Consider the following 23,267-nt stretch of genomic DNA (forward strand, 5'->3'; position numbering starts at 1 on the left):
GATTGGCAAAAGGACTGGAAGGAACCCGTGGGCGCCTGGAACGGTACTTCGTCCCGCTGATCGCGGTTGCGCTCGTCGCAAGCCCGAATATCTCGGCTGGCCCTTTTCCGGTCGGCCAAATTCTTGCCCTACTTCTTCTGCCGCTCACCCTACGGTACATCACACGTTCGCGGGTACTGCTCGCCTTGTGTGGATCTCTGATTCTCCTTGCGATAAGTGGAATAGTCTTGTTCTCGCTCAACCCCTCGGGCGGCGGGCAGGACCTTGGCGTAGCGGCGAGTGCGCTTGGACTGCTGGTAACCAGCGGGCTGCCGATCGGCGTATTCGCGTGGAGCTTCGTCCGATACGGACTGGAAGCCACGTCGATCGCTTTCGCCGTCGGACAGCTACTCGACTTCATACCAACTGGATTGGTAGTGAATGATAACACGTGGAAGTATTCGCTGAGCTATCCGGTGTGCCTCCTGTTGCTCGCGTTGTCGGCCCTGCTCCGCCGATCGCTGCTCAGCATTATCTCCATTCTCGTTATCGCTGTGCTGAGCATCGCAGGGAGCTATCGCAGTCTTCTAGTCTTCTGCGCAATGAGTCTGGTGATGTGGGCTCTTGGATCACTTCTTCGACGTCGGCGAATCCAGATTCGCCGGGTCGATGCGCGACCGCTGCTCTTCTTCGCGTCCGCAGCCGCGGTGTCGATCATCGCAGCTTTCGCTTTCACGCAGCTTGTCTTAGCGGGTGCGCTAGGTTCGCGTGCCCAGGAAGCAAGTGCGTCACAACTTCAGCGAGCAGGGGACCTGCTGACCGGCGGTCGCTATGAGTGGGTTGCGACGAACGCACTCTTCTCTGCCCACCCGTGGGGGTATGGCCCCGGCGCCGTCCCTCAACCCCAGGACGTAGAGCTCATTCACGATGCTTTCGAACGGTCCAAGGTGGAACCAAGCTGGCAGCACGTGAACACTTACATGCTCGGGAGTGCCGCGCCTTCCGGGCCGGACGTCGATCCGACTCGCTTCAAGTTGCATTCAACCTATGGTGACCTCTGGGTGAACTTCGGCCCGATTGCAACGGTCATTTTCCTAGCGGTGGCAGTCTTTGTTCTCATTCGATTCTGCACCCGAGGTTCAACGACACGTCGTTATCCATTGCTCATCTGGTTTCTTGCAGCCTGGTGCGTCTGGGATCTCGCTTTCTCCCCGATCTATACCAACTTCCCGGCTGTTGTGTTCACCTTGGCCATTCTGGCTCATGTCTCCGAACGTAGATTCGAATATCTTGCCAGGAAAGGATAGGAGTTCTATGGGGATAACGCTGTGGCTAAAGAAGCGCGCCGACGACCTCGAGCTGATCTCAATCAAGTTGGCATCATACTCGCCTGTGCACATCATGCGGGTTTCCATGTTGCGCGCCTGGGGAGCGAAGATCAGTCCAGGGGTCACGATTCATCATGGGCTGGAGGTTCGTCGAGCGCGCCGTCTGACGATCGGACGGAATACCAGCATCGGTGATAACGCCATTCTCGACGCACGTGGCGGGTTGACGATCGGGGATCACGTCAATCTTTCATCTGGTGTCAACATCTGGACAGCTGAACATGACTGGCAAGCCCCATCGTTCGGCTTCGTGTCGGCGCCAGTGTCGGTAGGGGATCGTGTATGGCTCAGTGCCCGCGTGACCCTGCTCCCCGGAACCAGGATCGAAGAGGGGGCGGTCGTAGCTGCCGGCGCAGTTGTGACTAAGGCCGTGGATCGGTACACCGTCGTCGGAGGCGTACCTGCCCGCGTCATCGCTCGTCGCCCCTACCCCATGGAGTACGAGCTGCGGACCGCGCGCTCGAAGAACTGGTGGTGGTAGGCACCATGCGCTCGAGCCGAGCTTCTCGCAAGCGTCGAGCACATGGCTTCGGGTGCCGTGTTTGTCCGAAGCGTCGGCACCCACTAGCATCGGGCTGATGCGATCGACCGATCGCATCGGTATATCGATTCTCTCCCGAAGCTTCACAGTGACGGGCGCAGATTCCTGGGGGTCACAAAGTGAAGTTAATTTTCAGACGGCGTTGGCAACTCGTCCTCGCATCGTCGGCCGCAGCGCTGGCGCTTCTTCTCGGCGGCGCAGGCCCGGCAGCCGCGGCGACGAAGGCGCCTACGACGCTCGGCATCTATCTCTCTCAGTCCACCGTCGCTCCGAACAAGTCGACGACCGTCGTGGGGGCCCTCCGCTCTTACGGTGCTCCCGTGCGAGGGCAGACGGTGCAGCTCGAGATGCGGCCGGCCGGTCAGTCGACCTGGACGCTGAAGAGCAAGGCGCAGACCAACAGCGAAGGCAAGGTCGCGTTCAACACCGGTGTGCCGGTGAGGAACACCTCTTTCCGCATCGTGTACACGGGGGCAGGATCGTTGGCGGGGAGCACGAGTCTTGTCAAGCTGCTCACGGTCAACCAAACCATCACGATCGGTAGTTTCGGAGCGAACGTTCAAGCCGGTCAGAAGACATGGGTGTCTGGCTGGACGACACCCGGTCTCCGCAACAAGACGCTCAGCGTTCAGATTCAGCGCGACGGCTCGTGGATGGACAACTCGGCGACGATCGCGGTCGGCGCAGACGGTCGGTTCAGCGGTCGGTTCGCGCTCAATGAGGGTGGCGCCCAGAACATCCGCCTTCGATTCAGCGGGGATTCTTCCGCTCCGGCGACCGTAAGCGGCGCCAAGACCGTGACGGTGTACAAGTGGTATTACCTCAACGATCTCGAGTGGGTCGACGTGGATGATAGTCACACAAGCACGTGGACTTCCATCGGAGGAACGTCGTTCCAGAGAGTGATCAAGACTGGCGGTTCCACGTCGTGGGGGGGATATGCGGGCTGGGCTGAGTACAATCTTTCCTACAAATGCACGTCCTTCCTTGGTTACGTAGGCATTCTGGATTCCGCTGCGTCCGGGTCGACATCCAACTTCTTCGTCTCGGTCGATGGTCTGGACCGTGCGAACGGGACGGCGAGTCTCGGTCAAGCTCAGCGCTTGGAGCTTGACGTGAGCGGGGGGTTCCGTATCCGGCTGGGTATCACGTCTAACGGCCAAAGTACGGGCTGGGGGAACGCGAAGGTTCTTTGCTCCAACCAGCCATAGTCGTAACGGGTGTGCCTTCGACGGACGAAGCGTTCGTCGAAGGCATACTCGTTGAGCCGTAGCCGGCCTGCTCTGCACCACATGTCGAAGCCCGTCTCAAGCCCGTAGGTGAGACGAGCGTCGAGGAGCGTTTGGCGGCTGCCCCATCTCGCTGGAACACGAACGCCACCGGCTCGCACTGGCAGCGTCATCTACCAAGCCACCTGTCCGGGATTCCGGGCCAACCTCGATTCAGGGACGTTGCTGTCGTCGCGATAGGCTTGGCCACGTCAAAAGGAGCGGGGGAGCGTCTGTTGCGTCTTTCTGTTGTCGGCTGCGGCTATCTCGGAGCCGTGCACGCCGCGGCGATGGCTTCGATCGGTCATGAGGTGATCGGCATCGATGTCGACGAGCGCAAGATCGAACAGCTCTCCAGCGGCGTCGCGCCGTTCTTCGAGCCCGATCTGCAGGAGCTCCTCGCAGATGGTCTCGCCGCTGGACGTCTGACCTTCTCCACGGACATCGCGGACGCCGCGGCGGCCACTGTCCATTTCATCGGCGTCGGCACTCCGCAGCAGAAGGGCGGATATGCTGCAGATCTCACCTACGTCGATGCCGCGGTGGACTCGTTGCGCACCATCCTCAAGCCGGGGGATCTGATCGCCGGCAAGTCGACGGTCCCCGTCGGCACCGCAGCCCGCCTGGCGACACGGATCGAAGGCAGCGGGGCGACCCTCGTCTGGAACCCGGAGTTCTTGCGCGAAGGCTGGGCCGTCAAGGACACCATCGAGCCCGATCGCCTGGTCGTCGGGGTACCGGTGTCCGACGGCATCGACGGAACCGCGACGGGGGAGGCGACCGCAGGCGGGCAGCGTGCCGCAGACATTCTCCGTGAGGTCTACGCCCCCGCTGTCGCCACCGGTACGCCGTTCATCGTCACCGACTACGCGACGGCCGAGCTGGTCAAGGTCGCGGCGAACGCGTTCCTCGCCACCAAGATCTCCTTCATCAACGCGATGGCTGAGATCTCCGAAGCGGTCGGTGCCGATGTGACGCAGCTCGCCGATGCGATCGGGCACGACGTGCGCATCGGACGCCGGTTTCTGGGTGCCGGGATCGGCTTCGGGGGCGGGTGCCTGCCGAAGGACATCCGAGCCTTCTCGGCCCGGGCGGAGGAATTGGGCAAGGGCGACGCCGTCGGGTTCCTCCGGGAGGTCGACGCGATCAACCTGCGCCGACGCGAGCGAGCCGTGGAGCTGGCGGTCGAGGCATCCGGCGGGAACGCGTTCGGAAAGAAGATCGCGGTGCTGGGGGCGGCGTTCAAGCCGCACTCCGATGACATCCGTGATTCTCCCGCCTTGGACGTGGCCGTGCGCCTGCACGGCCTGGGAGCGCAGGTCGTCGTCACCGACCCCGCTGCGATCGACAACGCGCGACGGGCGCACCCGCAGCTCGCGTATACCGACGACCTCGATGACGCGCTGCGAGCAGCAGATGCGGTGATCGTGGTGACCGAATGGGACGAGTACCGTCGTGTGCTGACACCCCAGCATGCCGGGAGCCTCGTCGGCGCGAAGGCGGTCGTCGACGGCCGCAACTGTCTCGATGCCGCGGCGTGGCGCGCCGAGGGATGGCGCTACTTCGGCATGGGCCGACCGTAATCCGGATCTTCACCAATACAAGCAGGGGGACTGCTGCGTCATGCCTAAGCGGATCTCGAAGAAGACGCTCGCCATTCTCGTCAGCGCTGCTGTCGTCGTGGTCGGAGGCGGCGTGGTGGCGGCTGCGTTCGCAATGAACCATTACCCCGAGCCGAAGGCGACTCCAGCGGCGTCCACACCGACACCGACACCCGAACCGGATGCCGTCGTGCCCCGGGTCGCGACGGCCCGCGCGGCAGTCGACGGATGGACGCTCGCCGGACGCACGGTGGTCGCGGCTGTTCTCCCCGAGGTCGGGGATACGGCAGATGGCAAGGTCGCGCTTCGGGTCGATGCGCCGACGGCCGGCGAGAAGCTCGTCGTCGCGAGCGCTCCGGTCGCATTGGCGCCCAGCACGGAATACACGCTCACCGCGTCAGTGCGTCTGCTGGAGGAGAAGCGGCTCCCCACAGGGGTCCAGCTTGCCGTCGCCGGTGAGGCTTTTGATCTTCCTGATCTGAATGCCGAGTGGGAGGACGTGGAGTTCACCTTCACGACCGCGGTAGACCAGCCCCCGGTGACCCTCGATGTCGTCCTGAACGGACCGGTCGAGGGTTTCGGCATCGATGACGTGAGGCTCGTCGACGAGGAGGGGACGGATGCGATCCTCAACGGCTCCTTCGAACAGGCACCGTCGCCGCAGGGGATTGTCAACGACTCCCTGATCTTCTCGACCGATCACGCGGCGCTCGCCGTCTCCCTGTCTCCCGGAGTGGTGCAGTGGACGGCGACACCCACATCCGGCGGTGAGCCTGTCGTCGGCGACACCACGGTGGATGCCGGACTCGCCCCGGTTCCGCTGGACGGCCTCCCGCAGGGTCACTACTCCCTCTCAGTGACGGACGCCGCCGGTCTTTCGATCTCGACGGACATCGCGGTGATCGACACTCCCGGCCTGACCCTGGAGCAGGACTCCAGGTTCGGTGTCGCGACCCATGTCGAGCGCGTCGGTTTCGACGGTTCGGGGATGATGGCGGCCAGCCTCGGCTTCTCGGAAGCACGCAACGATGTGACCTGGGCCCGCAACGAGAAGTCGCCGGGCGAGTACGTCTGGGCGCCGGAGTATCAGGTCGGATTCGGTGAGCTCCACGCGAACGGGGTCGGCCTTCTGGGGCTCCTCACATACGGCAACACGCTCTACGGCAGCGCCCGCACGCCGAACACGCCGCAGGCCGTCGAAGCGTACGGCGCGTACGCCCGCGAGGTCGCACGCACCTTCGACATGGTCGGTCTGGAGGTGTTCAATGAGTTCAACCATCGCACGAGCGATGCGCCATGCGGCCAGAGCGCCGCGTGCTACATGCCGCTTCTGGAATCGGTGCATCGTCAGGTTAAGGCCGAGTTCCCCGAGATGCCGATCGTCTCGGGCTCGACCGCGTACTACGACCGCGACTGGTTCATCGCGCTCTGGCAGAACGGCGGTCTCGCGCTCACCGACGTGATCAGCTACCACCCGTACGAGGCGTGGCGCGACCGGTCACCGGACAGTCTCTCGCCGATCATCCAGCAGTCGCACGCGGATATGCAGGAGTATGGTGGTGCCGACCGGCCGGTCTGGATCACCGAGTTCGGCTACCCGAGTCACAACCCCGGTGGGGTTTCGGTCGTCGAGCAGGCGGAGTGGCTCGTGCGCACCGAAGTCGACTCGCTCTCGGCCGGTGTCGAGAAGTTCTTCTGGTACGACCTCGTCAACGACAAGGAAGACGCAGCGGCAGGCGAGGCGAACTTCGGCCTCTACGAGCACAATCCGCGTGCGAACGTGCTGGCGCGATCCCCGAAACCGGCGGCGTTCGCACAGGCGTCGCTCATCTCGCAGATCGGCGGGCTCGCCCATTCGGCCGAGGAGTCGGACGAGGCCGTCCAAGTCCACGTCTTCGGCACCGGCGACGACGCCGTGCGCGTGGCCTGGGCGCCCGGCGGCGAGATCGAGCGGAGCTTCGCCGCCGACGGTTCCGTCACGGTCGTCGACATGAGCGGCGGGACGACCGTCATCGCGCCGGTCGACGGCACGGTCACGATCCCGCTGACCGCCTCGCCGGTCTTCATCCATTCGGCACAGGACGACGAAGACGCACGATGAGCGGCGATCAGCAGAAGCCGGGAGCGCACGGGTACACTTCCGTGGTGCCCCCTCAGACCCGAAGAGAGGCGCGGCTGATCGCCCAGGCGCAGCAGACCGCGACCGAACCGCGTACGTCCAGGAAGCCGAAGAGAGCACGCGCTCGCACCGTCTGGTTGGTGGTGCTCATCGCCCTCATCGTCCTGCTCGCGGTCGCGGTGTGGGTCGGGCTGCGTGCGCTGACCGTCAAGAACGAGCTCGAGTCCGCGCAGAGCCTCGTCGCGCAGATCCAGTCCGGCGACGCCGATGTCAAAGCGTCGATCGACGCTCTCTCAGGGCACGCCGAAGCGGCGGCGTCGGCAGCATCCGATCCCGTCTGGGGTGCGCTCGAATGGATTCCGGTCGCAGGGGACAACCTCCGCGGCGTACGGCTCGCGGCACAGGCTCTCGATGCCCTCGTGAACGACGTCGCGAAGCCGGTCCTCGGCGCCGGCGACGGGGAGATCCTGCCGACGCTGCTCGCCGTCGCCCAAGCCGAGAACGGCCGCATCTCGCAGCTCGCCGCCGAGATCACGGCTGTTCAATCGTCGTCGGCACTGATCGGCCCGGTGCGGTCGGGCGTGGATCAGGTCGCAGAGGTCACCAGCGCCGCGGCTCCCGCGATCGCCTTGCTCCCCACTCTGCTCGGCGCCGACGGGCCACGCAACTATCTCCTCGTCTTCCAGAACAACGCCGAGTCGCTCGCGCTGGGCGGCAGCGCGGCGGCGCAGGCCATGGTCCATGCCGAAGCCGGCAGCATCTCCATGGGGGCGCAGGGGGACAGCGGCAGCTATCGCAATGGCGTTGGCGTCGACGTCGAGGTGCCTCAGAGCGCAGAAGACCTCTACACGAGCTACCTCGTGGACCACCTCAACACGAGTATGAGCCGCCCCGACTTCCCGACGGCGGCGCAGATCATGCGGGCCTGGTGGCAACGCGACATCGCACCGGACCAGATCGACGGCGTCGTGTCCATCGATCCTCTGGCGCTTGCGCGCATACTCAAGGCGACCGGGCCCATCGACCTTCCCACCGGCGACACGTTGACCAGCGAGAACGCGGTCTCGCTCCTGCTCAACGAGGTGTACAAGCGCTGGGACAGCTACGAGCAGCCCGACCTCGTCGACGGCTTCTTCGCCGTCGCGGCCACTTCCATCTTCGACAAGGTCAAGTCGGGTTCGTTCAACATCAAGGACATGCTCTGGGCGATCAACGAGAGCGCCTCGCGGGGGAGCATCCTCGTCTGGAGCGACGACGAGAAGCTGACGGATGCGGTCGCGGGCACCCGTGCCAGCGGCATCCTTCCGACGGACAACGAGAAGGCGACCACCGTCGGCGTCTACTTCAACAACAGCAACGGGTCGAAGATCGATTACTACACGCAGACCACGGTGGCGGCCGCGGCCACGTGCGCCGCGGGCGGCGCGACGTTCACCGTCAGAGCCGGCATTTCTCTGCCGATCTCGCAGAAGGAGGCCGACGCGCTTCCCCGGTATGTGCAGAGCATGGTGTTCGGCACGACGTTTCGGGACTGGGTGTACGTCTACGGTCCCCCGGGAACGACGGCGACCGGCGAGGTCAGCGTGAACGGCGAGAAGATCAGCGTGATGCATCAGGGCATCGATGACCTCGGGCGTCCCGTGGTCGCTTTCGAGGCGTGGTTCGATCCAGGGGAGACGGTCGAAATGACCGCGACCTTCGCCGGGGATGGGGAGTTCGGCCCGCTCGCCGTGCAGACGAACCCGATGATCAATCAGACGACGATCGAGGTCGACGACGCGTGCCGGTGATGAGCCGGCGCCCTCGACGCGCTGGGAAAGCCCTGCGATTGGAGTAAAATCAGGCGAGTCTTTCCTCCGGGTGGGACTCGGAATCGCCGACGAAGCAGCAATATCGAAGGGGGTGGTCGGCATCGCATTGGATGCCGCGCGAACACGTATTGATGCGTCGGCATCGACCGCACCCGCCGAGCACATGGCCGTGCCCCCTGGAGTGCCGATCGTTCATCCGCGACGGCGCAGCGAGTGGACCCGCCGGTACGCCGGGCGTCTGTTCTACAGTGATCTGCTCGTGATCGTCATCACGCTCATCACCGGTTTGTGGATCGCGACGCCCGGGTTGTCGTCAGCGGTTTCGTGGTCGGGCGGACCCCGCCTGTCTTATGCCGCGACGCTGGTCATCATCGGCGTCATGTGGCTGATCGGGCTCGACGCCTCCGACAGCCGGGACAGGCGCATGGTCGGTCAGGGCTTCCTCGAGTATCGGCGGGTCGTCAACGCGACGATCGCCGTCTTCGCGACCACCGTCGCCCTCGTCTTCTTCCTCGGGATGAATCTGTCGCGTGTTCTCGTCGCCGTGATCTTCCCGCTCGGGCTCGTGCTGCTGGTCCTCTCGCGCTGGATCTGGCGCCAGTGGCTGCGCCGACGCCAGGCGCAAGGCGAGTTCCTGCATCGCGCCGTCATCATCGGCGAGGCGGCGAAGGTCCATCACATCGCGCGTCAGATCAGACGCTCCATCGGCAGCGGGTACCAGATCGTCGGCGTCATCACCAACGGGGTGCCGTCAGAAGGAGTGCCCGATCTCGCCGTCCTGGGCGACATCGCCCATGCCGAGAGCGCACTCGACGCCGCGCACATCGATGCCCTGATCATCGCGGGCTCCGACGACCTCGACCCCGACACGATGCGTCGCCTCGGATACGCCGTCTCGGATCGCGATATTCAGCTCATCATGGCCCCGGCCCTCACGGACGTCGCCGGTCCGCGGCTGCACGCCACACCGGTCGCCGGCCTGCCGCTCGTGCACGTCGATTTCCCCCGTATGGAGGGCAGCAAGCGTTTCATCAAGCGCACCTTCGACGTCGTCGGATCGTCGCTGCTCCTGCTCGCCCTCTCTCCGGTTTTCCTCGTCACCGCGATCGCCATCCGCATCGAGGGGCCTGGGCCGATCTTCTACCACCAGGAGCGCATCGGGCGCGGCGGCCACACGTTCGGCATGCGAAAGTTCCGCTCGATGGTCGCCAACGCCGACGACCAGCTCGCCACGCTGCTCGACCTCCAAGGCAAGAGCGACCAGCCTCTGTTCAAGGTCAACGATGATCCGCGCATCACGAAGGTCGGACGCTTCCTGCGCAAGCACTCGATCGACGAGCTGCCGCAGCTGATCAACGTGCTGCGCGGCGAGATGAGTCTCGTCGGCCCTCGCCCTCAGCGCGACGCGGAGGTCGCGCTCTACGACGACATCGCCTATCGCCGTCTGCTCGTCAAGCCCGGCATGAGCGGTCTTTGGCAGGTCAGCGGCCGATCGTCCTTGTCCTGGGAGGAGGCGATCCGCCTGGATCTCTACTACGTCGAGAACTGGTCGCTGACGCAGGATATCGTCATCCTGTTCCGCACGGTCAAGGCCGTCGTCGCGCCCGGCGCATCTGCACACTGAGTCTTCGGGGTTTCGTTCGGTGCCCGATCGATGCAGAATGTCTGTGTCCGACCGATCCGGTCGGTGTACACCTCAGAAGGGGATTCACATGGGTATCGAGGACGTCGTCAACAAGGGCAAGGACCTCTACGAGGAGAACAAGGAGAAGGTCGAAGCCGCGCTCAAGAGCGACGAGGCCGAGGGCATCAGCGACAAGATCCTCGACGGCGTCGCGGACTTCGCGAAGAAGGTCGCTCCGGGAGCAGCGGAGCAGATCGATGATGTGCGCGACAATGTCGACAAGGCCGTCGGCAACGATTGAGCTGAATCGCACGAGGGGCGGGGTCCGGAAGGATCCCGCCCCTTTCGTGTGTCGGATGCCGGATGGTGGCAGAACCCTCCTGACGTCGACGTCTGCCCGATCGCCCCGCGCGTCGTCGAGGACGAGCCGGTGCCGGCCGACCCGGCATCCGGAACCGCCGTGATCCCGATCGCCCGGGGACACCTGCACGACGCGGGAACGGATGCACGAGGATTCTGGCGATTCGGTCGTGCAGGTGTACCCGGGTCGTGCATCTGTGCCGAGGCCGGGGCCGGGCGGATGCCGGGGGCGAGGGGACGGGGCGGATTCTGCGGCCCGGTGCTCGCGTTCTCAGCATCCACCGCGTATAGTGGACGAGACCGCCTGGGGATCTTGCGGTCGAGGACTGTCGAAGGGGTTCGACGTCCCGAACTCGTGCGGCCGAGCCGCGCCTGAATACTGGGGAACGATCTTGGGGATCATCGTGCGACGCGCGCGCCATCCGCGCCTGAGCGTCACCCCGTCTGCGCGGCGGGAGCTCCGCCACGCCCTCGAACGAGAGGCGCGGCGTTCCTTCACGCCGGCTCTCTCGCGTTCGGTGTGCCCCCTCGCACCGAACGCCCTCCCCAAGCGGGGCGAGGCATGGGGATGCCTCGCCCCGCGCACCTGACGCTTCGACGCGCCAAGCGACCCGGGGGAACGACCGCGACACGCCCGGGTTTGCGGAACCGAATTGGGCCATGGCAGAATAGACAGGTTCGACATTTCGGCGTGCTCTGCGCGTGCCGGATCACCATCACGAGAGTGCATAGGCGGCGTCATCCTTCGCGGGATCAGGCGCAGGGACCTAGGCCGCGGGTGGCAGAACATTCCGACGCCTCCTCCACGAGGCTCCGTCATGCGTGACGGGGGTCGGCGTCCGCTCATCGAAAGACGTGCGGGCTGACAGCAGAACAGTGGTGCGTGAACAGCGCCATCGCGCGTCCAATGCCCCAGGGCCACCCGGCCCCGGACGGTAAGACGCCTAAAGAGAGAGAGCAGACAATGGCGGGACAGAAGATCCGCATTCGCCTGAAGTCGTATGACCACGAGGTCATCGACACGTCCGCACGCAAGATCGTCGACACCGTGACCCGTGCGGGTGCGACCGTCGTCGGACCCGTGCCCCTTCCGACCGAGAAGAACGTCGTGTGCGTCATCCGGTCGCCCCACAAGTACAAGGACAGCCGCGAGCACTTCGAGATGCGCACCCACAAGCGTCTGATCGACATCGTCGACCCGACGCCCAAGGCCGTCGACTCGCTGATGCGCCTCGACCTGCCGGCCGATGTCAACATCGAGATCAAGCTCTGAGGTTCGACATGGCTGACATCAACGCAAAGATTTCCAAGGGCATGCTCGGCACCAAGCTCGGCATGACCCAGGTGTGGACCGAGAACGGCAAGCTCGTTCCCGTCACCGTCATCGAGCTCGCGCCGAACGTGGTCACCCAGATCCGCACCCCCGAGAAGGACGGCTACAACGCCGTCCAGATCGCCTACGGTCAGATCGACCCCCGCAAGGTGAACAAGCCCCTCACGGCTCACTTCGAGGCTGCGGGCGTCACCCCCCGCCGTCACGTCACCGAGATCCGCACCGCGGATGCCGGCGACTACACCCTGGGCCAGGAGCTCACGGTCGACGGCACCTTCGAGGCCGGCCAGCTCGTCGACGTCGTCGGCACGAGCAAGGGCAAGGGCACCGCGGGTGTCATGAAGCGCCACAACTTCAAAGGCGTCTCGGCATCGCACGGTGCGCACCGCAACCACCGCAAGCCCGGCTCCATCGGCGCATCGTCGACCCCGAGCCGCGTCTTCAAGGGCATGCGCATGGCCGGCCGTATGGGTGGCGAGCGCGTGACCGTCCTCAACCTCACGGTGCACGCCATCGACGCCGAGAAGGGTCTGCTGCTCGTCAAGGGCGCCGTCCCCGGTGCTCGCGGCCGCATCGTCTACGTCCGCAACGCAGTGAAGGGTGCCTGATCATGGCTGACTCGACTCTCGCGCTCGACGTCCTCAAGGCCGACGGCAAGAAGGCCGGCTCCATCGAGCTGCCCGCCGCGCTCTTCGACGTCAAGACGAACATTCCGCTGATCCACCAGGTCGTCGTCGCGCAGCTCGCCGCCGCACGCCAGGGCACGCACTCGACCAAGCGTCGCGGTGAGGTCTCCGGTGCCGGCCGCAAGCCCTTCAAGCAGAAGGGTACGGGTAACGCCCGTCAGGGCTCGATCCGTGCGCCGCACATGACCGGTGGTGGCATCGTCCACGGCCCGAAGCCGCGCGACTACTCGCAGCGCACCCCCAAGAAGATGATCGCCGCCGCCCTCCTGGGCGCGCTCAGCGACCGCTTCCGCGGCGAGCGTCTGCACGCGATCGACGGCTTCGGCATCGAGGGCACGCCCTCGACCAAGGCCGCCGCGAGCTTCCTCGCGACCGTCGCCTCGTCGAAGAACGTCCTCGTGGTCATCACGCGTGACGACGAGCTCGCACTCAAGAGCATCCGCAACCTCGCGGGTGTTCACGTGCTGACCTTCGACCAGCTCAACGCCTACGACGTGCTCGTCTCCGACGACATCGTCTTCACCCAGGCGGCTCTCGAGGGCTTCATCGCCTCGAAGACCGTCGCAGCCCAGGAGGTCTCCGCATGAGCGAGCAGGCATCTGTTCTCCAGACGGCCCTGAACAAGGACCCGCGCGACATCATCCTGAAGCCGGTCGTGTCGGAGAAGAGCTACGGGCTCATCGACGAGGGCAAGTACACCTTCCTCGTCGACCCGCGCGCTTCGAAGACCGAGATCAAGCTCGCCATCGAGAAGATCTTCGGCGTCAAGGTCGCGGCGGTCAACACCATCAACCGCGTCGGCAAGGCTCGTCGCACCCGCTTCGGCACCGGCAAGCGCAAGGACACCAAGCGCGCCATCGTGACCCTGAAGTCGGGCACCATCGACATCTTCACGGCAGTCGGCTGACCCGGGGGATAAGGACTAGATAATGGCTATTCGCAAGTACAAGCCCACGACCCCGGGCCGCCGCGGCTCGTCGGTGGCTGACTTCGCCGAGATCACCCGATCGACGCCGGAGAAGTCGCTGCTGCGCCCGCTCTCGAAGACCGGCGGTCGCAACAACCAGGGCCGCATCACGACCCGTCACATCGGTGGTGGCCACAAGCGCCAGTACCGCGTCATCGACTTCCGTCGCGACGACAAGGACGGCGTTAACGCCAAGGTCGCTCACATCGAGTACGACCCCAACCGCACCGCGCGCATCGCGCTGCTGCACTACTTCGACGGCGAGAAGCGCTACATCCTCGCGCCGGCGAAGCTCAAGCAGGGCGACATCGTCGAGTCGGGCCCCGCGGCGGACATCAAGCCGGGCAACAACCTCCCGCTGAAGAACATCCCCACGGGTACCGTCATCCACGCCATCGAGCTCCGCCCCGGCGGCGGCGCGAAGCTGGCGCGTTCGGCCGGTGCATCCGTCCGTCTCGTCGCCAAGGACGGCCCCTACGCCCAGCTGCGTCTGCCCTCGGGCGAGATCCGCAACGTCGATGCGCGCTGCCGCGCGACCATCGGCGAGGTCGGCAACGCCGAGCAGTCGAACATCAACTGGGGCAAGGCCGGCCGTATGCGCTGGAAGGGCGTCCGCCCGACCGTCCGCGGTGTCGCGATGAACCCGGTCGACCACCCCCACGGTGGTGGTGAGGGCAAGACCTCCGGTGGTCGTCACCCCGTCTCTCCTTGGGGTCAGGCTGAGGGTCGCACCCGCCACGCCAACAAGGAAAGCGACAAGTACATCGTGCGCCGTCGTAACGCCGGCAAGAAGCGCAAGTAGGAGTAAGAGAAGATGCCTCGCAGTCTTAAGAAGGGCCCCTTCGTCGACGAGCACCTGCTTCGCAAGGTGATCGGCCAGAACGAAGCCGGCACGAAGAACGTCATCAAGACCTGGTCCCGCCGGTCCATGATCATCCCGGCCATGCTGGGTCACACGATCGCGGTCCACGACGGTCGCAAGCACATTCCTGTGTTCGTGTCCGAGACCATGGTCGGTCACAAGCTGGGCGAGTTCGCGCCCACCCGCACCTTCCGCGGCCACGAGAAGGACGACAAGAAGGGGCGGCGCCGCTAATGGTCGAATCCATCGCACGCGTGAAGCACATCCGCGTGACCCCGCAGAAGGCTCGTCGTGTCGTCGCGCTCATCAAGGGCAAGCAGGCCCAGGAGGCGCTCGCGATCCTGAAGTTCGCGCAGCAGAGCGCCAGCGAGCCGATCTACAAGCTTGTCGCGTCGGCGATCGCCAACGCGCAGGTCAAGGCGGATCGCGACGGCGAGTACCTCGACGAGCAGGACCTGTACGTGAAGAACGCGTACGTCGACGAGGGCACGACGCTCAAGCGTTTCCAGCCCCGTGCACAGGGTCGCGCGTTCCAGATCAAGAAGCGCACGAGCCACATCACGGTCGTGCTCTCGACCCCCGAGGCCGCCCCGGCTGCCGCGGGCGCGTCGACGAACAAGAAGGCGAGCAAGTAATGGGCCAGAAGGTAAACCCGTACGGCTTCCGTCTCGGCATCACCACGGACCACGTGTCTCGCTGGTTCTCGGACTCGACGAAGCCGGGTCAGCGCTACGCCGACTACGTGGCCGAGGACATCAAGATCCGTCGTCTGCTGCAGACGCAGCTCGACCGCGCCGGCGTCTCGAACATCGAGATCGAGCGCACCCGTGACCGCGTCCGCGTCGACATCCACACCGCCCGTCCCGGCATCGTGATCGGTCGTCGGGGAGCTGAGGCCGAGCGCATCCGCGGCGACCTCGAGAAGCTCACCGGCAAGCAGATCCAGCTGAACATCCTCGAGGTGAAGAACCCCGAGGCCGACGCTCAGCTTGTTGCCCAGGGCATCGCCGAGCAGCTCTCTGCTCGTGTGGCGTTCCGTCGTGCGATGCGCAAGGGTCTCCAGGGCGCGCAGCGCGCTGGCGCCAAGGGCATCCGCATCCAGGTCTCCGGCCGCCTCGGCGGCGCCGAGATGAGCCGTTCGGAGTTCTACCGCGAGGGTCGTGTGCCGCTGCACACGCTGCGCGCGAACATCGACTACGGCTTCTACGAGGCCAAGACCACCTTCGGCCGCATCGGCGTGAAGGTCTGGATCTACAAGGGCGACCTCACCAACAAGGAGCTTGCTCGCGAGCAGGCCAACGCACCGAAGTCGCGTCGCGACGACCGTGGCGACCGTCGCCGTGGTCCTCGTAGCGACGCACCCGTCGCAGAAGGAGCGTCTGCCTGATGCTTATCCCTCGTAAGGTCAAGTACCGCAAGCAGCACCACCCGAAGCGCGATGGCCAGGCCACCGGCGGCACCAAGGTGTCGTTCGGCGAGTTCGGCATCCAGGCGCTCACCCCGGCCTACGTGACCAACCGTCAGATCGAGTCCGCTCGTATCGCGATGACCCGTCACATCAAGCGCGGTGGAAAGGTGTGGATCAACATCTACCCCGACCGCCCGCTCACCAAGAAGCCGGCTGAGACCCGCATGGGTTCCGGTAAGGGCTCGCCCGAGTGGTGGGTCGCCAACGTCAAGCCGGGTCGCGTCCTCTTCGAGGTCGCAGGTGTCAACGAGCAGCTCGCTCGTGAAGCACTCACCCGAGCAATCCACAAGCTGCCTCTCAAGGCACGCATCATCAAGCGCGAGGAGGGCGACGCGTAATGGCGATCGGCACCAAGGAGCTCGCTCCGGCAGAGCTCGACACGTTCGAAGACCAGCGCCTCGTTGAGGAGCTGCGCAAGGCGAAGGAGGAGCTGTTCAACCTCCGTTTCCAGTCGGCCACCGGCCAGCTGGAGAGCCACGGCCGCATCCGCGCCGTCAAGCGCGACATCGCGCGCCTCTACACCGTGATCCGTGAGCGCGAGCTCGGCATCCGTGCGACGCCGGCTCCCGTCGAGGCTCCGGCGAAGAAGGCGTCCAAGTCGAAGGCGAAGAAGGCGGATGCCGCCGACGACGCTGTGAAGGAAGAGGCCGAGTGATGGCTGAGAAGAAGGCTGCAGCCGCTGAGGTCGAGCACGCTGCGCACGACGTCCGCGACGTGGACGCCCGTGGGTACCGCAAGGCCCGTCGTGGCTACGTCGTCAGCGACAAGATGGACAAGACCATCGTGGTCGAGGTCGAGGACCGCGTGAAGCACCCGCTTTACGGCAAGGTCATCCGCCGCACCTCGAAGGTCAAGGCGCACGATGAGACCAACTCCGCCGGCATCGGCGACCTGGTCCTCATCAACGAGACCCGCCCGCTGAGCGCGACCAAGCGCTGGCGTCTGGTGGAGATTCTGGAGAAGGCCAAGTGATTCAGCAGGAGTCCCGCCTCAAGGTCGCCGACAACACCGGCGCCAAGGAGCTGCTCACCATCCGCGTTCTCGGCGGCTCGCGCCGCCGCTACGCGGGCCTGGGCGACACCATCGTCGCGACCGTCAAGGACGCGATCCCCGGTGGCAACGTCAAGAAGGGCGACGTCGTCAAGGCGGTCATCGTCCGCACGGTGAAGCAGACCCGCCGTCCCGACGGCTCGTACATCAAGTTCGACGAGAACGCCGCCGTGATCCTGAAGAACGACGGGGAGCCCCGTGGCACCCGCATCTTCGGCCCGGTCGGTCGTGAGCTTCGTGACAAGAAGTTCATGAAGATCGTCTCGCTGGCACCGGAGGTCATCTGATCATGGCGAAGATCAAGAAGGGTGACCTGGTTCAGGTCATCACCGGACGCACCCAGGCCAAGGGCGGCGACCGCGGCAAGCAGGGCAAGGTCCTCGACGTCCTCGTCGAGCAGAACCGCGTCGTCGTCGAGGGCGTGAACTACGTCACGAAGCACACGCGCGTCGGCCAGACCCAGCGCGGCACCAAGACCGGTGGCCTCGAGACCGTCGAGGCTCCCATCCACATCTCGAACGTCGCCGTCGTCGACCCCTCGACCAAGAAGCCGACCAAGGTCGGCCACCGGGTCGAGGAGCAGACCAAGGACGGCGTCAAGCGCACCGTCCGCGTGCGTTACGCGAAGAAGAGCGGTAAGGACCTCTGATGGCAACGACTGACGCTGCGGAGGCTGTCAAGGTGCAGCCCCGCCTGAAGGCGAAGTACAACGCTGAGATCAAGAAGGCTCTGCAGGACGAGTTCGGCTACACGAACGTCATGCAGATCCCCGGCCTGGTCAAGGTCGTCGTGAACACCGGTGTCGGCGAGGCTGCTCGTGACAGCAAGGTGATCGATGGTGCGGTCGACGACCTCACCAGGATCACCGGTCAGAAGCCGATCGTCACCAAGGCCCGCAAGTCCATCGCGCAGTTCAAGCTGCGCGAGGGTCAGCCCATCGGCGCGCACGTCACGCTTCGCGGCGACCGCGCCTGGGAGTTCGTGGACCGTCTGGTCTCGCTCGCCCTGCCCCGCATCCGCGACTTCCGCGGATTGTCGGCCAAGCAGTTCGACGGCAACGGCAACTACACGTTCGGTCTCACCGAGCAGAGCGTGTTCCACGAGATCGACCAGGACAAGATCGACCGCGTCCGCGGTTTCGACATCACGGTCGTCACCACCGCGAAGACGGATGACGAGGGTCGTGCGCTGCTGCGTCACCTCGGCTTCCCGTTCCGCACGGACGACGCCCAGGCGTAAGGGCCGGCACAGGCGGGAGCCGGATGCTGCGTTCGCCGCAGCATCCGGCTCCCACCATGCCGTACAATTGAAGATTGCGTGCTCATCGCAGGCCGTCTGCTGTGTAACGGCAGCCGGAACCTCATGAACGAAGGAAAACAACAATGACAATGACAGACCCGGTCGCAGATATGCTGACCCGTCTGCGCAACGCGAACTCGGCGCATCACGACTCCGTGACCCTGCCCTCGAGCAAGCTGAAGACGCACATCGCCGAGATCCTCCAGCAGGAGGGCTACATCGCGGGCTGGGAGACCTCAGACGCCCGCGTCGGCCAGAACCTCACGCTGACCCTGAAGTACGGCCCGAACCGCGAGCGGTCGATCGCCGGCATCAAGCGCGTCTCCAAGCCGGGCCTGCGCGTATATGCGAAGTCCACGGAGATCCCCAAGGTCCTCGGCGGTCTGGGCGTGGCCATCCTGTCCACCTCCTCCGGTCTTCTCACCGACCGTCAGGCTGAGCAGAAGGGCGTGGGCGGAGAAGTTCTCGCCTACGTGTGGTAATCCGAAATGTCGCGTATTGGACGACTTCCCATCGACGTGCCCGCGGGCGTGACCGTCTCGGTCGACGGCCGTGAGGTTCAGGTGAAGGGCCCGAAGGGTGAGCTCACCCTCACGGTCGCTAGCCCCATCGAGGTGTCGGTCGAGGAGAACCAGGTTCTCGTCACCCGCCCGGACGACGAGCGCGCTTCGCGTTCGCTGCACGGTCTGACCCGCACCCTCATCAACAACAACATCATCGGCGTGACCCAGGGCTACTCCAAGGGCCTCGAGGTCGTCGGCACCGGTTACCGCGTGGCGCAGAAGGGCGACTCGGTCGAGTTCGCCCTCGGCTTCTCGCACCCGGTCCTGGTCGACCCGCCCGCCGGCATCACCTTCACGGTCGAGGGCACCAACAAGCTCACCGTGAGCGGTATCTCCAAGCAGGCCGTCGGCGAGGCGGCTGCGAACATCCGCAAGATCCGCAAGCCCGAGCCGTACAAGGGCAAGGGTGTGCGTTACGCCGGCGAGGTCGTGCGTCGCAAGGCCGGAAAGAGTGGTAAGTGATCATGGCTCTCAAGTCGAAGTCCGACGCCCGCGCGCGTCGTCACGCCCGCCTTCGCAAGAAGGTCGTGGGCACCGAGGTGCGTCCGCGCCTCGTCGTCAACCGTTCGGCCCGCCACGTCTTCGTGCAGCTCGTCGACGACAGCAAGGGTCACACCGTTGCGTCGGCGTCCACGCTCGAGACCGACCTGCGCACGTTCGAGGGTGACAAGACCGCCAAGGCCCGCAAGGTCGGCGAGCTCGTCGCCGAGCGTGCGAAGGCCGCCGGCATTTCCGAGGCAGTGTTCGACCGTGGCGGCAACCGCTACGCGGGTCGTGTCGCCGCCATCGCCGAAGGCGCCCGTGAAGGGGGGCTGGCACTGTGAGTGACATCAAGGAGAACGAAGTGACCGAGACGGCTGCTGCCGCGACCGAGGCCGCCGAGCCCGCTCGCGACCAGCGTGAGGGTCGCCGCGGCGGCCGCGACCGCAACCAGGGCGGCCGCGACCGCAACTCGCGCGACCGCGGTGACAACCAGTTCCTGGAGCGCGTCGTCACCATCAACCGCGTCTCGAAGGTCGTGAAGGGTGGACGTCGCTTCAGCTTCACCGCCCTCGTGGTCGTCGGCGACGGGAACGGCCTGGTCGGCGTCGGCTACGGAAAGGCTCGTGAGGTGCCCCTCGCGATCTCGAAGGGTGTCGAAGAGGCCAAGCGCAACTTCTTCCGTGTTCCGCGCGTCGCCAGCACCATCCCGCACCCCGTGCAGGGCGAGTCGGCCGCAGGCGTCGTCCTGCTCCGTCCGGCCGCTGCCGGTACCGGTGTCATCGCCGGCGGTCCGGTCCGCGCCGTGCTCGAGTGCGCCGGCATCCACGACGTGCTGTCCAAGTCGCTCGGCTCGTCGAACACGATCAACATCGTGCACGCCACGGTGACGGCTCTGAAGCAGCTCGAGGAGCCCCGTGCGGTCGCCGCGCGTCGTGGCCTCGAGTTCGACCAGGTCGCACCGGCGCGTCTCGTCCGTGCCGAGGCCGAGGCTCTCGCCGCACAGAAGGTAGGTGCCTGATGGCCGCCCGGCTCAAGGTCACGCAGATCAAGTCCAAGGTGAGCGAGAAGCAGAATCAGCGCGACACGCTGCGTTCGCTCGGTCTGAAGCGCATCGGTGACACCACCGTCCGCCCCGACGACGCGCAGACCCGCGGCTACGTCCGCGCTGTCGCCCACCTCGTCAAGGTTGAGGAGATCGACTAATGGCTGAGAAGAACGAAGCCGAAGGCGCCGAGAAGGCTCCGAAGAAGGCAGCGGCCACCAAGGCTGCCGCCGAGAAGAAGCCGGCTGCTGAGAAGAAGGCTGCCGCCGAGAAGAAGCCCGCTGCTGAGAAGAAGCCGGCTGCCAAGAAGCCCGCCGAGAAGAAGGATGCTCCGGCATCCCGTCCCGGCGTGCTGAAGGTGCACCACCTGCGTCCGGTTCCCGGATCCAACACCGCCAAGACCCGTGTCGGTCGCGGTGAGGGTTCCAAGGGCAAGACCGCTGGCCGTGGCACCAAGGGCACCAAGGCCCGCAACACCGTCCGGCTCGGCTTCGAGGGTGGGCAGATGCCGCTGCACATGCGCACCCCGAAGCTGCGCGGGTTCAAGAACCCGTTCCGCGTCGAGTACCAGGTCGTGAACCTGGACAAGCTCGCGGAGCTGTACCCCTCCGGTGGCGACGTCACCGTCAGCGACCTGGTCGCCAAGGGGGCCGTTCGCAAGAACGAGAAGGTCAAGGTTCTCGGAAACGGCGACATCGCCGTGAAGCTCACCGTCGCGGTCGACAAGGTCTCGGGTTCCGCCGAGCAGAAGATCGTGGCTGCGGGCGGATCCGTCAAGTAACCACAGCAGAAGAGGGGTCGGAGATGTCCGGCCCCTCTTTTGAGTTACCCTGGTCTTTCAGCCTGCCCTCGAGGATGGGCAACCTTTTCAGGAGGAACGTTCTTGTTTAGCGCCATCGCGCGGATCTTCCGCACGCCAGATCTGCGTCGGAAGATCGGTTTCACACTGGCGATCATCGCCATCTACCGCCTCGGCTCCAACGTCCCCGCTCCGTTCGTGAACTATCCGAACGTCGAAGCGTGTCTCGCCGAGAACGCCGGTACCGAAGGCCTCCTGGGGCTGGTCAACCTCTTCTCCGGTGGCGCACTCCTTCAGCTGTCGATCTTCGCCCTCGGCGTCATGCCCTACATCACGGCGACGATCATCACGCAGCTCCTGCGCGTCGTCATCCCGCACTTCGAGGCGCTGCACAAGGAAGGCCAGGCCGGCCAGGCCCGCCTCACCCAGTACACGCGATACCTCACCATCGCTCTGGCGCTGCTGCAGTCGACGACCCTCGTCACGGTCGCGCGCAGCGGCCAGCTCTTCGGCAACACCGACGTCGCCGCCTGCCAGACCCTGCTCACGAACGACGTGTGGTGGGCGCAGCTGCTCATCATCATCGCGATGACCGCCGGCACCGGCCTCATCATGTGGTTCGCCGAGCTCGTCACCGAGCGCGGTATCGGCAACGGCATGTCGCTGCTGATCTTCACCTCGATCGCCGCGACCTTCCCGAACGCGATGGCGCTGATCTGGCAGACCAAGAGCTTCGAGACCTTCCTTCTGGTCATCGCCGTGGGCGTCATCGTCATGGGTCTCGTTGTCTTCGTCGAGCAGTCGCAGCGTCGCATCCCGGTGCAGTACGCCAAGCGCATGGTCGGACGCCGCACTTACGGCGGAACGAACACGTACATCCCGATCAAGGTCAACATGGCGGGAGTCATCCCGGTCATCTTCGCCTCGTCGCTGCTGTACATCCCGGCGCTCATCGCCCAGTTCAACACGCCGACCGACGGCTCGGAGCCCGCGGGCTGGGTCACCTGGATCTCCACGTACTTCACCAAGGGCGACCACCCGGTCTACATGGTCGCGTACTTCCTGATGATCATCGGATTCACCTACTTCTACGTCGCGATCACGTTCAACCCGGTCGAGGTCGCCGACAACATGAAGAAGTACGGCGGGTTCATCCCCGGCATCCGCGCCGGTCGCCCCACCGCCGAATACCTCGACTACGTGCTCACCCGCATCACGCTGCCCGGTTCCATCTACCTCGGCCTGATCGCTCTCATCCCGCTCATCGCCCTGGCGACGGTCGGCGCCAACCAGAACTTCCCGTTCGGTGGCGCGTCGATCCTCATCATCGTCGGCGTCGGTCTCGAGACGGTCAAGCAGATCGATGCCCAGCTGCAGCAGCGTCACTACGAAGGGCTGCTTCGATGACCGCTTCTGAAACCGTCGACGACCGCCCGACCGCGCGCCTGCTCATCGTCGGGCCGCAGGGTTCGGGCAAGGGCACCCAGGGTGCGCGCATCGCCGGCGGGCTCGGCATCCCCGTGGTCTCCACCGGTGACATCTTCCGCGCGAACATCAAGGAGGGCACCGAGCTCGGCCAGCAGGTGACCGCGATCCTCGACGCCGGCGACCTCGTGCCGGACGAGCTCACCAGTGCGATCGTTCGTGACCGGCTCACGCAGGTCGACGCGGCCGCGGGCTTCCTGCTCGACGGCTACCCCCGCAACGCCGCGCAGGTCGAGCACCTCGACGAGTTCCTGCACTCGCGCGGCGAGCCGCTCGACGCCGTGATCGTGCTCGACGTGCCGCGTGAGGAGAGCATCGCCCGCCTCGCGCTGCGCGCGACCGAGCAGGGCCGCGCCGACGACACGCCCGAGGCGATCGCGCACCGTCTGGACATCTACGAGAAGGAGACCGCGCCGATCCTGTCGGTGTACGCTCCGCGTGGCATCGTCGACACGATCGACGGCGTCGGCTCCCTCGACGAGATCACCGCCCGCATCTTCCGCGCGCTCGATGCCCGCGGCCTGCGCGTCGCGGTCTGA

At 65.4% G+C, this 23,267-nt stretch carries 30 protein-coding genes; all 30 read left to right on the forward strand.

Features of this window, described 5'->3' with window-relative positions:
• Positions 1–2: 2 nt before the first annotated feature.
• The 30 genes from QM568_RS06560 (at position 3) to QM568_RS06705 (ending at position 23,267) form a co-directional block, all read left to right on the forward strand.
• Positions 3–1,286, forward strand: a complete 1,284-nt coding sequence (locus QM568_RS06560) for a hypothetical protein (protein WP_415137052.1) — start codon at positions 3–5, stop codon at positions 1,284–1,286.
• A gap of 7 nt (positions 1,287–1,293) precedes the next feature.
• Positions 1,294–1,848 (forward strand): acyltransferase, encoded by a 555-nt coding sequence (locus QM568_RS06565; RefSeq protein WP_415137054.1) that lies wholly within the window; start codon positions 1,294–1,296, stop codon positions 1,846–1,848.
• A gap of 179 nt (positions 1,849–2,027) precedes the next feature.
• Positions 2,028–3,119, forward strand: coding sequence for an NPCBM/NEW2 domain-containing protein (locus QM568_RS06570; protein ID WP_415137056.1), 1,092 nt, complete (start codon positions 2,028–2,030; stop codon positions 3,117–3,119).
• 293 nt (positions 3,120–3,412) lie between these two features.
• Positions 3,413–4,759: a UDP-glucose dehydrogenase family protein gene (locus QM568_RS06575; protein ID WP_415137058.1), complete on the forward strand. Its 1,347-nt coding sequence runs from the start codon at positions 3,413–3,415 to the stop codon at positions 4,757–4,759.
• Between the two features lie 40 nt (positions 4,760–4,799).
• The gene (locus QM568_RS06580) at positions 4,800–6,878 is read left to right on the forward strand and encodes a hypothetical protein (protein ID WP_415137060.1); all 2,079 of its coding nucleotides are present in this window, start codon (positions 4,800–4,802) and stop codon (positions 6,876–6,878) included.
• Between the two features lie 44 nt (positions 6,879–6,922).
• Positions 6,923–8,686, forward strand: coding sequence for a DUF4012 domain-containing protein (locus QM568_RS06585; protein WP_415137062.1), 1,764 nt, complete (start codon positions 6,923–6,925; stop codon positions 8,684–8,686).
• Positions 8,687–8,756: 70 nt separating this feature from the next.
• Positions 8,757–10,331: a sugar transferase gene (locus QM568_RS06590; protein ID WP_415137064.1), complete on the forward strand. Its 1,575-nt coding sequence runs from the start codon at positions 8,757–8,759 to the stop codon at positions 10,329–10,331.
• An 88-nt stretch (positions 10,332–10,419) separates the two neighbouring features.
• Positions 10,420–10,632 carry a hypothetical protein gene (locus tag QM568_RS06595; RefSeq protein WP_415137066.1) on the forward strand — a complete coding sequence of 71 codons (213 nt, stop codon included), beginning with the start codon at positions 10,420–10,422 and terminating at the stop codon, positions 10,630–10,632.
• 1,023 nt (positions 10,633–11,655) lie between these two features.
• Positions 11,656–11,964, forward strand: coding sequence for a 30S ribosomal protein S10 (gene rpsJ, locus QM568_RS06600; RefSeq protein ID WP_017201594.1), 309 nt, complete (start codon positions 11,656–11,658; stop codon positions 11,962–11,964).
• An 8-nt stretch (positions 11,965–11,972) separates the two neighbouring features.
• Positions 11,973–12,632, forward strand: a complete 660-nt coding sequence (gene rplC / locus QM568_RS06605) for a 50S ribosomal protein L3 (RefSeq protein WP_415137069.1) — start codon at positions 11,973–11,975, stop codon at positions 12,630–12,632.
• Positions 12,633–12,634: 2 nt separating this feature from the next.
• Positions 12,635–13,297 (forward strand): 50S ribosomal protein L4, encoded by a 663-nt coding sequence (rplD, locus tag QM568_RS06610; RefSeq protein WP_415137071.1) that lies wholly within the window; start codon positions 12,635–12,637, stop codon positions 13,295–13,297.
• On the forward strand, positions 13,294–13,617 hold the full coding sequence (gene rplW / locus QM568_RS06615; protein ID WP_067194548.1) for a 50S ribosomal protein L23: 324 nt from the start codon (positions 13,294–13,296) through the stop codon (positions 13,615–13,617). Before rplD ends, rplW begins: the two co-directional genes overlap by 4 nt.
• Positions 13,618–13,639: 22 nt before the next feature.
• A complete protein-coding gene (rplB, locus tag QM568_RS06620; RefSeq protein WP_415137073.1) occupies positions 13,640–14,479 on the forward strand; it encodes a 50S ribosomal protein L2 in 840 nt (279 codons plus the stop codon).
• Positions 14,480–14,491: 12 nt separating this feature from the next.
• Positions 14,492–14,773, forward strand: coding sequence for a 30S ribosomal protein S19 (rpsS, locus tag QM568_RS06625; protein ID WP_045249922.1), 282 nt, complete (start codon positions 14,492–14,494; stop codon positions 14,771–14,773).
• On the forward strand, positions 14,773–15,174 hold the full coding sequence (gene rplV, locus QM568_RS06630; RefSeq protein WP_415137076.1) for a 50S ribosomal protein L22: 402 nt from the start codon (positions 14,773–14,775) through the stop codon (positions 15,172–15,174). Before rpsS ends, rplV begins: the two co-directional genes overlap by 1 nt.
• Positions 15,174–15,926 (forward strand): 30S ribosomal protein S3, encoded by a 753-nt coding sequence (rpsC, locus tag QM568_RS06635; protein ID WP_415137078.1) that lies wholly within the window; start codon positions 15,174–15,176, stop codon positions 15,924–15,926. Before rplV ends, rpsC begins: the two co-directional genes overlap by 1 nt.
• Positions 15,926–16,345 carry a 50S ribosomal protein L16 gene (gene rplP / locus QM568_RS06640; protein WP_067354305.1) on the forward strand — a complete coding sequence of 140 codons (420 nt, stop codon included), beginning with the start codon at positions 15,926–15,928 and terminating at the stop codon, positions 16,343–16,345. The genes rpsC and rplP overlap by 1 nt, the downstream gene beginning before the upstream one ends.
• The gene (rpmC, locus tag QM568_RS06645; protein ID WP_050722500.1) at positions 16,345–16,662 is read left to right on the forward strand and encodes a 50S ribosomal protein L29; all 318 of its coding nucleotides are present in this window, start codon (positions 16,345–16,347) and stop codon (positions 16,660–16,662) included. Before rplP ends, rpmC begins: the two co-directional genes overlap by 1 nt.
• Positions 16,662–16,979, forward strand: coding sequence for a 30S ribosomal protein S17 (rpsQ, locus tag QM568_RS06650; protein ID WP_415137081.1), 318 nt, complete (start codon positions 16,662–16,664; stop codon positions 16,977–16,979). Before rpmC ends, rpsQ begins: the two co-directional genes overlap by 1 nt.
• Complete coding sequence (gene rplN / locus QM568_RS06655) at positions 16,976–17,344, forward strand: 50S ribosomal protein L14 (RefSeq protein ID WP_067354309.1); 369 nt, start codon at positions 16,976–16,978, stop codon at positions 17,342–17,344. Before rpsQ ends, rplN begins: the two co-directional genes overlap by 4 nt.
• Positions 17,345–17,346: 2 nt before the next feature.
• Positions 17,347–17,706 carry a 50S ribosomal protein L24 gene (rplX, locus tag QM568_RS06660; protein ID WP_415137083.1) on the forward strand — a complete coding sequence of 120 codons (360 nt, stop codon included), beginning with the start codon at positions 17,347–17,349 and terminating at the stop codon, positions 17,704–17,706.
• Positions 17,706–18,296 (forward strand): 50S ribosomal protein L5, encoded by a 591-nt coding sequence (gene rplE, locus QM568_RS06665; RefSeq protein WP_415137085.1) that lies wholly within the window; start codon positions 17,706–17,708, stop codon positions 18,294–18,296. The genes rplX and rplE overlap by 1 nt, the downstream gene beginning before the upstream one ends.
• Positions 18,297–18,439: 143 nt before the next feature.
• Entirely contained in the window at positions 18,440–18,838 is a 399-nt protein-coding gene (gene rpsH, locus QM568_RS06670; protein WP_415137087.1) for a 30S ribosomal protein S8, read from the forward strand.
• Positions 18,839–18,844: 6 nt separating this feature from the next.
• Positions 18,845–19,381, forward strand: a complete 537-nt coding sequence (rplF, locus tag QM568_RS06675) for a 50S ribosomal protein L6 (RefSeq protein ID WP_415137089.1) — start codon at positions 18,845–18,847, stop codon at positions 19,379–19,381.
• Between the two features lie 2 nt (positions 19,382–19,383).
• Positions 19,384–19,743 carry a 50S ribosomal protein L18 gene (rplR, locus tag QM568_RS06680; protein WP_415137119.1) on the forward strand — a complete coding sequence of 120 codons (360 nt, stop codon included), beginning with the start codon at positions 19,384–19,386 and terminating at the stop codon, positions 19,741–19,743.
• 20 nt (positions 19,744–19,763) lie between these two features.
• Positions 19,764–20,420 (forward strand): 30S ribosomal protein S5, encoded by a 657-nt coding sequence (gene rpsE, locus QM568_RS06685; protein ID WP_415137091.1) that lies wholly within the window; start codon positions 19,764–19,766, stop codon positions 20,418–20,420.
• Complete coding sequence (gene rpmD, locus QM568_RS06690) at positions 20,420–20,605, forward strand: 50S ribosomal protein L30 (RefSeq protein ID WP_045256206.1); 186 nt, start codon at positions 20,420–20,422, stop codon at positions 20,603–20,605. The genes rpsE and rpmD overlap by 1 nt, the downstream gene beginning before the upstream one ends.
• A complete protein-coding gene (gene rplO / locus QM568_RS06695) occupies positions 20,605–21,225 on the forward strand; it encodes a 50S ribosomal protein L15 (RefSeq protein ID WP_415137094.1) in 621 nt (206 codons plus the stop codon). Before rpmD ends, rplO begins: the two co-directional genes overlap by 1 nt.
• Positions 21,226–21,327: 102 nt before the next feature.
• Positions 21,328–22,650, forward strand: a complete 1,323-nt coding sequence (secY, locus tag QM568_RS06700; protein WP_415137096.1) for a preprotein translocase subunit SecY — start codon at positions 21,328–21,330, stop codon at positions 22,648–22,650.
• Complete coding sequence (locus QM568_RS06705) at positions 22,647–23,267, forward strand: adenylate kinase (RefSeq protein WP_415137098.1); 621 nt, start codon at positions 22,647–22,649, stop codon at positions 23,265–23,267. Before secY ends, QM568_RS06705 begins: the two co-directional genes overlap by 4 nt.

It is taken from the genome of Microbacterium sp. (assembly GCF_047607465.1).
In the GTDB taxonomy this organism is placed as follows: domain Bacteria; phylum Actinomycetota; class Actinomycetes; order Actinomycetales; family Microbacteriaceae; genus Microbacterium.